Below are 9,223 nucleotides of genomic sequence, written 5' to 3'. Positions count from 1 at the left end.
CGACCTCGTCTACGTCTCCAACGCCCCCTTCACCGAGGTCCAGAAGGTCCTCTCCGTCTTCTCCACCGTCACCGCACCGGTCACCGCCGGCGCCTCGGTCTACGCGACGGCCCGGTAAGGTGTGCGCCCCGATGCGGACGTGCCGCGTCTGCGACTCACGCCCGCGCCGAAGGTCCCCCTTGCGTTCTGGCGCGGCATCGCGCACGGGTCGCCCAGGCCCGAGCGATGCCGGGAGGCACCAGGCCGTGGACCCGGTGCACGCGCCGAACCTTGGCGGCTGGCCGATCCGCCTCTATCTGTAAGCGAGGTCGACCGAGGCGTGAGACGGGGCGGGATGAGGTTCAGACGCGCGGCCCGGCGCTTCGGGCGCGCCGGCGGCTTGGCTGGCAGCCTGGTCCTCGCCGCCGCGATCCTCGGCGCCGCACCGGCCCGGGCCGACGTGGTGATTGGCGTCGCCGTCCCGCGCTCGGGCGCCTACGTGGCCGTCGGCGAGCAGGTCCTGCGCGGGGTCCAGGCCGCGGCCCGCGATGCCAATGCCAAGGGCGGGCTCGACGGTCAGACCATCGTGCTCGACGTGCAGGACGATGCCTGCGATTCCAACAAGGCCGTGGCGGTGGCCAACCACTACGCGACCCAGGGCGTGCGGCTCGTGGTCGGCCACGTCTGCTCGAACGCATCGCTGGCGGCCTCTGAGGTCTACGCCGCCAACGGCACGGTGATGATCACTGCCGCCTCCGTGGCCGCCAAGCTCACCGATCGGGGTCTGCCGACGATCTTCCGGGTCTGCGGGCGCGACGACGATCAGGCCAAGCTCTCGGCCACCGTACTGGCCGAGCGGTTCCGCGAGAAGAAGATCGCCATCCTCAACGACCTGACGCCGGGTTCGCGCAACCTCGCCGCCGCCACGAAGGAAAACCTCAACCGGATCGGCATCAACGAGGCCATCGCCACCGCCTTCGCGGCGGGCGATGCCGATGATGCGGCCCTCGCCGACCGGCTGAAGGAGGCCGGGATCGCGGTGGCGTATTACGGCGGGGACGCCCGCGAGATGGGCCGCCTCGTGCGGATCTCCGCGGAGCGTGGCTTCAAGCCGCAATGGTTCGGGACCTCGGCCATCGCCACCCAGGAATTCGCCACCATCGCCGGGCCGGCCAGCAACGGCGTGCTGATGACCTTCTACCTCGATCCCCGCCGCAAGCCGGAGGCCGCTGCCGTGGTCGCGGCCTTCAAGGCCGAGGGGGTCGAGCCCGAAGGATCGACGATCTACGGCTACGCCGCCCTCCAGGCCCTCGTGGCGGCCGGCAACTTCGCGCACACGGCGGACTCGAAGCGGATCGCCGCCACCCTGCACGCGGAGCGCTTCGATCTCGTGCTCGGCCCGGTGGGGTTCGACGGCAAGGGGGACGTCACCGCTCAGGGCTATGTCCTCTACGTCTGGAACGACGGCGCCTTCACGTACGCCAAGTAACGGGCGCCCGATCGGGCGCAGCCCCCCTGGGCTTGCGCGCCGTCCGGTCCGCCGGCGCGGGGCCTCCGCCCGTTTCGGGATCGTTTCCGGCCCTTCGCCGTTCGTGAACGGCGGACCTTCGGGCCGCGGGTCGGCCGCGACGCGCCGCAACAGGACGATTCGAGATCTCTCAGCGAGGCGTCATGCCCCCATCCTCCGCGCGCCCGACCACCGGGCGCCGTGCTCTCCTCTCCGCGGGCCTCGGTGGCGCGGCGACCCTCCTGGTACGCCCCGCCCGGGCCGAGGCGACGCCGGATCTGCGCTGGCGATTGGCCTGCGCCTTCCCCAAGAACCTCGACATCCTGTTCGGCGCGACCGACCAGCTCGCCCGCATCGTCGCGGAGGCCACCGACGGCCGTTTCCAAATCCAGCCCTCGGGGCCCGGCGAGCCGGTGCCCGCCGAGGGCCTCCTCGATGCCGTGGCCGCCGGCACCGTCGAGATGGGCTACGGACCGGCGACCCTGGGGCTCGCCAAGGATCCGACCTTCGCCCTGGCCACCGCCCTGCCCTTCGGCCTGAACGCGCGCGGCCAGAGCGCCTGGTGGCTCCAGGGCGGTGCCGCCGACCTGTTCGGGGAGATCTTCGCCAGGCACGGGCTCGTCGCCCTGCCGGCCGGCAATACCGGCGCGCAGATGGGCGGCTGGTTCCGTCGCGAGATCAAGGCGCAGGTGGACCTCCAGGGCCTGAAGATGCGGATCGGCGGCCTCGGCGGGCAGGTTCTGGCCAAGCTCGGGGTGGTGCCGCAGGCCACCCCGGGACCGGACCTCTACGCCGCCCTCGAGGCCAAGGCGATCGACGCCGCCGAGTGGATCGGCCCCTACGACGACGAGAAACTCGGGCTGCAGAAGGTGGCCCCGACCTATCACTACCCCGGCTTCTGGGAGGGCGCCTCGACGCTGCATCTCTGGATCCAGGCCGAGGCCTGGAAAGGACTGCCCAAGAGCTACCGGGCAGTCCTCCAGGCGGCCGCCGCCCAGGTCCATGCCGACGTGCAGGCCAAGTACGATGCGCGCAACCCCCGCGCCCTGCGCCGCCTCGTGGCGGCCGGTGCGCAGCTGCGTCCGTTCCCGCAGGAGGTGATGGAGCTGGCCCTGAAGGCCGCCAACGACGTCTATGCCGAGATCGGCGCCAAGAACGCCGACTTCAAGCGCATCCACGAGGCGATGAAGACCTTCCGGAACGAGGAATACCTCTGGTTCCAGGTGGCGGAGTACACCTACGACAACTTCATGATCCGGGCCCGTGCGCGTGGCTAGGACGGTCGGGACAGAAAAAAGGCCGCTCCGAAGAGCGGCCCGAAGTCTAGGGAGGAAACGCCCAAGGAGGGCAGCGGGACCGCGACGCCATCGCGGTCCCGCGATGCACAATCTGATCCTCCCACGCGGAATTGCAAGGCGGATAGGGCAGTATCCGTGTCGCTTTTCGTGCTCCGGAACACATTGCCCGATTTCTGTATCCAAAATGACGCACCTGAGACGATGCAAATTCTCATGACCCCGGGAGGGGGAAGACTCAAGTGAAGCGACATTAAAGGGCTGTTCGAATTCAGTTTTCGCACAGCCCTATGCCGCATTCTCCGGGGTCGATTCGGTCGGGGCGGCCCTTTCTGCCTGGGGCGTCGCGATGGGCGGCGGCCCGATCTTTCGTGACGAGCACCAGGAGGCGATGAGCGACGATGGCGATTCAGGCGGGACGGATTCGGATCCTGAAGGAGGCCGAGCCTCGGGCGGCGGGGCGCTACGTGCTCTACCTGCTGCAGCAGGCGAATCGGGCCCACGGGAATCCGGCGCTCGAGCTTGCGATCGAGGAGGCCAACCGGCTCGGCCTGCCGGTGCTCGCCGGCTTCGGGCTGCTCGACGGCAAGAACGGCTTTCCGGAAGCCAATGCCCGGCACTACGCCTTCCTGCTCCAGGGACTCGCCGATGCGGCGTCCGGTCTCGAGGCCCGTGGCATCGGCTTCTGCCTGCGCAAGGCCTCCCCCGCCCGGGTCGCCATCGATCTGGCCAGGGACGCCGCCCTCCTGGTCCTCGACCGGGGCTACCTCGCGATCCAGAAGCGCTGGTACGACGAGATCGTCGCGGCCGTCGACACCCGAATCGTGCAGGTGGAGGGGGACGTCGTGGTGCCGGTGGAGGTCACCTCGCCCAAGCACGAATACGCCGCCCGCACCCTGCGCCCGAAGCTGCACAAGCACCTCGACGACTACGTCGCACCCCTGACCGCCCGGAGGGTGAAGCATCCGGCCGGGCGCGGCCTGCCGACATCGGAGGTCGACATCGCCGACCCGGCCAAGGTGCTGGCCGGCATGAGCCTCGACCGTGCGGTCGGACCGGTGCGGCGCTTCACCGGGGGGGAGACCGAGGCGCGCCGGCGCCTCAAGGCCTATCTCGCGGGCCCGTTCGCCGATTACGGCAGCGACCGCAACCGGCCGGAGGCCGGGGCGGCCTCCCACATGAGCCCCTACCTGCATTTCGGGCAGATCTCGCCGGTGGAGATCGTGCTGGCGGTTCGGGCCGCCAAGGCGGGCGGGGCCGAGGACAAGGCGTCCTACGTCGAGGAGGTCGTCATCCGCCGGGAACTGGCGATGAACCACGTCCACTACACGGACGGCTACGACCGCTACGAGCGCGCCGTTCCCGAATGGGCCCGCAAGGTCCTGGCCGAACATGCCGACGACGCCCGGCCGAAGACCTATACCGAGACCGAGCTCGCGGAGGGACGGACGCACGACGTCTACTGGAACGCCGCCCAGGCCGAGATGCGCGAGACCGGCTACATGCACAATCACCTGCGCATGTACTGGGGCAAGAAGATCCTCGAATGGTCGCCCACCCCCGAGGAGGGCTTCGCCCGCACGCTGCGGCTCAACAACCGCTACTTCCTCGACGGACGCGACCCGAACTCCTTCACCAACGTCGCCTGGGTCTACGGCCTGCACGACCGGCCCTGGGCCCGTCGCAAGATCTTCGGGACGGTGCGCTACCAGAGCGAGAATTCCCTGCGGAAATTCGACGCCAAGGCCTATCTCCGGACCGTCGAAGACCTCTGCCGGGCGGAGGACAAGGCCTAGGGCCCCGCGGGGTACGCGCCTTGCCTTGAGCTCCTCCCGACCCCCGCCCCTGACCCGCCCGCCCGAGCCCCGGATCGCATGCCCCGAACCCGTCCTGCCCAGGTGCTGCGCGTGAAGGTGCTGCGCGCCAAGGTCCGGTCCGGGGTGGCCCCGCGCATGCGGCGCCTGCGCGGGGCCACCCGCGACGCGTTCGGGCTGTGGCGCCACCGCCTCCTGTTCCTCGTCGGCGGCATCGGCGTCGGGCTCGCCGCCGTCCTGATGGCGGGTCTCGCCGATGCCGCCCAGGGCGCGTTCCGGCAGGTGCTCGGCGTCTCGCCCCTGGTGGCCCTCGCCCTGACGCCCTTCGGCTTCGCCCTCTGCGCCTGGCTCGCCCGCGAGGTCTTCCCGAACGCCCAGGGATCCGGCATCCCCCAGGTGATCGCGGCGCGCCAGACCGGCCATCTCGCCCTGCGCCGGGCCCTCGTCTCCCTCCGGGTCGCGGCGGGCAAGATCGTGGTGATGAGCCTCGGCCTGCTGTTCGGCGCTTCCACCGGGCGCGAGGGGCCGACGGTGCAGGTCGGGGCCGCGATCATGGCGGCCGCCGGCCACCTCACGCCGGAACGCGTGCCGGGGCTGATCCTCGCCGGCGGTGCGGCCGGGGTGGCGGCGGCCTTCAACACGCCGCTCGCCGGCATCGTGTTCGGGATCGAGGAACTCGGCCGGGCCTACGAGGCCCGCACCGGCGGACTGATCGTCGCCGCCATCGTGGCGGCCGGGCTCACCGCCATGGCGCTCACCGGCAACTACACCTATTTCGGCACGTCGAGCGCCACCCTGCCGTTCGGGCCGGGCTGGATCGCCGTGCCGGTGATCGGGGCGCTGGGGGGGCTGGCCGGCGGCGGGTTCGCCCGCATCGTGATCCTGTTCGCCCGCGGCCTGCCCGGGCGTCTCGGGGCCGCCATCGCCGCCCGTCCCGTCGCCTTCGCGGCGGCCTGCGGTCTCGGGGTCGCCCTGTGCGGCCTCGCCTCGGGTGGAACGATCTACGGCACCGGCTACGAGGAGGCGCGCGCCCTCCTGCACGGCACCGCGGCGTCCCATCCGGACTTCGCGCCCCTCAAGTTCGCCGCGTCGCTGCTCTCGGCGATCAGCGGCATTCCCGGCGGCCTGTTCGCGCCCTCCCTCAGCGTCGGGGCCGGCCTCGGCGCCGCCCTGCAGGGCTGGTTCTCCGGCGTGCCGGTGGCCGCCCTCGTGCTCCTCGGCATGGTCGCCTACCTGACGGGAGCCCTGCAGGCACCGATCACCGCCTTCGTCATCGTCACCGAGATGACCCAGGACCACGCCCTGATGATCCCCCTCATGGTGGCGGCGCTCATCGCCGACGCCGTCTCGAAGGCGGTCTGCCGCGAGGGGCTCTATCATGCCCTGGCACACATCCTCCTGGAGCGTGCCGGAACCGAGGCCCGCCCGGCCGGGCCGGCGCCCCCCGGACACGCCGCGCAAAACAGCCGAGCTTGAGCGGAACGCTTGCGTCCCCAGGTGGTTATCGGTCGGTTCCGCGAGCTGGAGTGTTGCGCATGACCCTGTTGAAATGGGCCCTCATCTGTTTCGTGATCTCCCTCATCGCGGGCGGCCTCGGCTTCACCGGGATCGCTTCGGGCGCCGGCTCCCTGGCCCGGATCCTGTTCGGCCTGTTCTTGGTTGTGGCCATCGTCATCGTGGTCGTCGCCTTCGCCATCGGGCAGGCGGTGTTCTAGGGCGGCGTCCGTGGCCGGCCGGATCGCCCTCGTCACCGGCGCCACCTCCGGGATCGGCACCGAGACAGCGCTCGGGCTGGCCCGGGCGGGGTTCCGGGTCGGGCTCGTGGGCCGGGATGCCGGCCGCACCGGCCGCACGGCCGAGCAGATCCGTGGAGCGGTGCCGGGAGCCCGGGTCGACGGCTTCGTCGCCGACCTGTCGAGCCAAGCCGAGATCCGCCGCCTCGCCGCGGAGGTCCGGGCGCTCTATCCGCGCCTCGACGTGCTGGTGAACAACGCCGGGGCGATCTTCGACCGCTACGCCACCACGACGGATGGCATCGAGCGGACCTGGGCGCTGGATCACCTCGCCTATCTCCAGCTCAGCCTCGCCCTCCTCGATCACCTGAAGGCCGGTGCGCCGGCCCGCATCGTCAACGTGGCCTCGACGGCGCATCGGCGCGGTCGCATCGCCTTCGACGATATCGGCCATGCGCGGCGCTACAGCGCGATCGCCGCCTATTCCCAGGCCAAACTCGGCAACGTGCTGTTCAGTGCGGCCCTGGCACGGCGGCTCGCAGGCACCGGCGTCACCAGCAACGCTCTCCATCCCGGCGTCATCGCCAGCGGCTTCGCGTCGGAGACCGGCGGTTGGTTCGGCCTCGGCTGGCGCCTGATCCGCCCGTTCATGACGAAGCCCGCGGACGGCGCGGCGACCTCCCTGTACCTCGCCACCGCGCCCGCGGTCGAAGGCCGCACGGGTCTCTATTTCGACCGGTGCGCGCCGGTGGCGCCCTCGGCCCGAGGCCGGGACACGGCGCTTCAGGAACGGGTCTGGGCCTTCAGCCTGGCGCAGCTCGGCCTGGCGGATCCGACCGGCAGCTGACGGCGAAGGCCGCCCTCACTCCCGACGACAGGGGTGTCTGAAATCGTTTTCATGCACTGGGCGCATGCCCGCTCCCTCACGGAAGCAATTGCATGGTGCGGTGCGAGATGGCATCTGATCGCCATGCACCGCGGCGATGGCGTCGCCGCGGTGTGCCCTTCTTGGGCGTTTCCTCCCTAGACTTCGGGCCGCTCCCTCACCGGGGCGGCCTTTTTTTCTGTCCAGTGGAAGGGCGTTCTATCCGCCCCGGGACGCGCCGACAAGCACAATTGTGCGCAATCGCACCTCGAGACGCAGACATTATTCTGCGCCGCTCCCGGGAGAGGACGGAGGATCGTCCGCGTCAGGCGGCCGGGGCGTCCGCCAGGAAGGCGCCGGACAGGGCCTGTGCGATCAGCGCCCGCGTCTCGGCGACGCCGTAGAGGGCGATGAACGAGCCGAATCGCGGGCCGCGCGCCTCACCGAACAGCACGTTGTAGATCGTGGCGAACCAGGCCTGCGACACGCCGGGGCGCCCGTCCGGGCTCTTGGCCTTGCCGGACAGGTCCGGGAAGTGTCGGCGTCCGACCTCGTAGACCACCGCCTGCAGGCCCTCCGGATCGACGGAGCCCTCGTGCGCCGCGAGGGTCTGCGCGAGATCCTCCAGGGCCGCCCGCTCCGCCTCGGTGGCCGCCCGGTAGGTCTTGGCCGGGCGCACCAGGTCCCGGAAGTAGGCCAGCGCGTGGCCGACGAGGCGGGCGAGGACGGGGTGGGTCTCCGGCCCCACATCCGGGTCGTAGCGGCGGATGAAGCCCCACAGCACGGCCGGGTCCTCGGTGTTGGCCACCGCCGCGAGGTTGAGGAGCATGGCGAAGGTGAGGGCCCCCCCCTTGCCGACCGCCTCGGCTGCCGGCGGATGCCCGGCATGCAGGTGCCAGACCGGGTTGCCGAGCTTCTGGGCGGGCTCCTGGCCCGGGAACTTCTCCAGGAAGCTCAGATAGTCGTCGACCTGGCGCGGGATCATCTCGACGAACAGGCGCTTGGCCTCGCGCGGCTTGTTGTACATGAACAGCGCCAGGCTGTCGGCCGTGCCGTAGACGAGCCACTCGTCGATCGAGAGGCCGTTGCCCTTCGACTTCGAGATCTTCTTGCCGTCCTTGTCGAGGAAGAGTTCGTAGTTGAACCCCTCCGGCGGTTCGCCGCCCAACGCCCTGGCGATCTCGCCGGAGAACTTGACGGAATCGATCAGGTCCTTGCCGGCCATCTCGTAGTCGATGCCGAGGGCCACCCACCGCATCGCCCAGTCGGGCTTCCACTGCAGCTTGGCGTGCCCGCCGGTCACCGGAGTCTCGTACCCCTCGCCGGTCTTGGGGTCGCGCCAGACCAGGGTCCCGGCCGAGACCCGGACCTCGTCGATGGCCACCTGCATCACCTCCCCCGTCACCGGGTGGATGGGCAGGAACGGCGAGTAGCTCGCGGAGCGCTCGGCCCGCAGCGACGGCAGCATGATCGCCATCACGGCGTCGTAGCGCTCCAGCACCGTGAGGAGGGCCGTGTCGAACACGCCCGAACGGTAGCATTCGGTCGCCGAGCGGAACTCGTAGTCGAAGCCGAAGGCGTCGAGGAAGCGGCGCAACTCGGCGTTGTTGTGCGCGCCGAAGCTGTCATGGGTGCCGAACGGGTCCGGGACGCGGGTCAGGGGCTGGTTCAGGGCACCGATCAGCAGGGGCTTGTTCGGCACGTTGTCCGGCACCTTCCGCAGGCCGTCCATGTCGTCCGAGAAGGCGATCAGCCGGGTCGGCACGCTGTCGTTGGTGAGGACCCGGAAGGCGTGGCGCACCATCGAGGTCCGCGCGACCTCACCGAAGGTGCCGATATGCGGCAGGCCCGAGGGTCCGTAGCCGGTCTCGAAGAGGACTTCCGATTTCGGGCGGCGTTCCAGCCGCGCCACGAGCTTGCGCGCCTCCTCGAAGGGCCAGGCCGCGGCGGTGGCGGCCGCCGCGATGAGATCGGGGTCGGAGGGAAGCGGGGACGGCATGGGGACAGCGTCAGTTCTGCAAGGATGGGGG

At 70.7% G+C, this 9,223-nt stretch carries 7 protein-coding genes; 6 read left to right on the top strand and 1 reads right to left on the bottom strand.

Going from position 1 to position 9,223, the window contains the following annotated elements:
- The first annotated feature begins 334 nt into the window (after positions 1-334).
- From ASF18_RS08015 to ASF18_RS07990, 6 genes are all read left to right on the top strand, one after another.
- Positions 335-1,468, top strand: coding sequence for a branched-chain amino acid ABC transporter substrate-binding protein (locus ASF18_RS08015; protein WP_056213606.1), 1,134 nt, complete (start codon positions 335-337; stop codon positions 1,466-1,468).
- Positions 1,469-1,650: 182 nt separating this feature from the next.
- The gene (locus tag ASF18_RS08010; RefSeq protein WP_056350669.1) at positions 1,651-2,763 is read left to right on the top strand and encodes an ABC transporter substrate-binding protein; all 1,113 of its coding nucleotides are present in this window, start codon (positions 1,651-1,653) and stop codon (positions 2,761-2,763) included.
- A gap of 419 nt (positions 2,764-3,182) precedes the next feature.
- Positions 3,183-4,577, top strand: coding sequence for a deoxyribodipyrimidine photo-lyase (locus ASF18_RS08005; RefSeq protein ID WP_056350668.1), 1,395 nt, complete (start codon positions 3,183-3,185; stop codon positions 4,575-4,577).
- Positions 4,578-4,733: 156 nt separating this feature from the next.
- Positions 4,734-6,071, top strand: coding sequence for a chloride channel protein (locus ASF18_RS08000; RefSeq protein ID WP_056213635.1), 1,338 nt, complete (start codon positions 4,734-4,736; stop codon positions 6,069-6,071).
- 59 nt (positions 6,072-6,130) lie between these two features.
- The gene (locus tag ASF18_RS07995) at positions 6,131-6,310 is read left to right on the top strand and encodes a DUF1328 domain-containing protein (RefSeq protein ID WP_056213599.1); all 180 of its coding nucleotides are present in this window, start codon (positions 6,131-6,133) and stop codon (positions 6,308-6,310) included.
- 10 nt (positions 6,311-6,320) lie between these two features.
- Complete coding sequence (locus ASF18_RS07990) at positions 6,321-7,175, top strand: SDR family oxidoreductase (RefSeq protein WP_056350666.1); 855 nt, start codon at positions 6,321-6,323, stop codon at positions 7,173-7,175.
- Between the two features lie 343 nt (positions 7,176-7,518).
- Here ASF18_RS07990 and ASF18_RS07985 read toward each other — a convergent pair whose 3' ends face one another.
- A complete protein-coding gene (locus tag ASF18_RS07985; protein ID WP_056350664.1) occupies positions 7,519-9,192 on the bottom strand; it encodes a lysine--tRNA ligase in 1,674 nt (557 codons plus the stop codon).
- Between the last annotated feature and the right edge of the window lie 31 nt (positions 9,193-9,223).

This window comes from Methylobacterium sp. Leaf89, assembly GCF_001422215.1.
In the GTDB taxonomy this organism is placed as follows: Bacteria; Pseudomonadota; Alphaproteobacteria; order Rhizobiales; family Beijerinckiaceae; genus Methylobacterium.
This window is presented reverse-complemented; position numbering and strand designations above follow the sequence as displayed.

Excerpts from the sequence above, each read along its gene's own strand:
- ASF18_RS08010 (WP_056350669.1), top strand. The coding sequence starts at position 1,651 with ATGCCCCCATCCTCCGCGCGCCCGACCACCGGGCGCCGTGCTCTCCTC.
- ASF18_RS08000 (WP_056213635.1), top strand. The coding sequence starts at position 4,734 with ATGCGGCGCCTGCGCGGGGCCACCCGCGACGCGTTCGGGCTGTGGCGC.
- ASF18_RS07995 (WP_056213599.1), top strand. The coding sequence starts at position 6,131 with ATGACCCTGTTGAAATGGGCCCTCATCTGTTTCGTGATCTCCCTCATC.
- ASF18_RS07985 (WP_056350664.1), bottom strand. The coding sequence starts at position 9,192 with ATGCCGTCCCCGCTTCCCTCCGACCCCGATCTCATCGCGGCGGCCGCC.
- ASF18_RS08015 (WP_056213606.1), top strand. The coding sequence starts at position 335 with ATGAGGTTCAGACGCGCGGCCCGGCGCTTCGGGCGCGCCGGCGGCTTG.
- ASF18_RS08005 (WP_056350668.1), top strand. The coding sequence starts at position 3,183 with ATGGCGATTCAGGCGGGACGGATTCGGATCCTGAAGGAGGCCGAGCCT.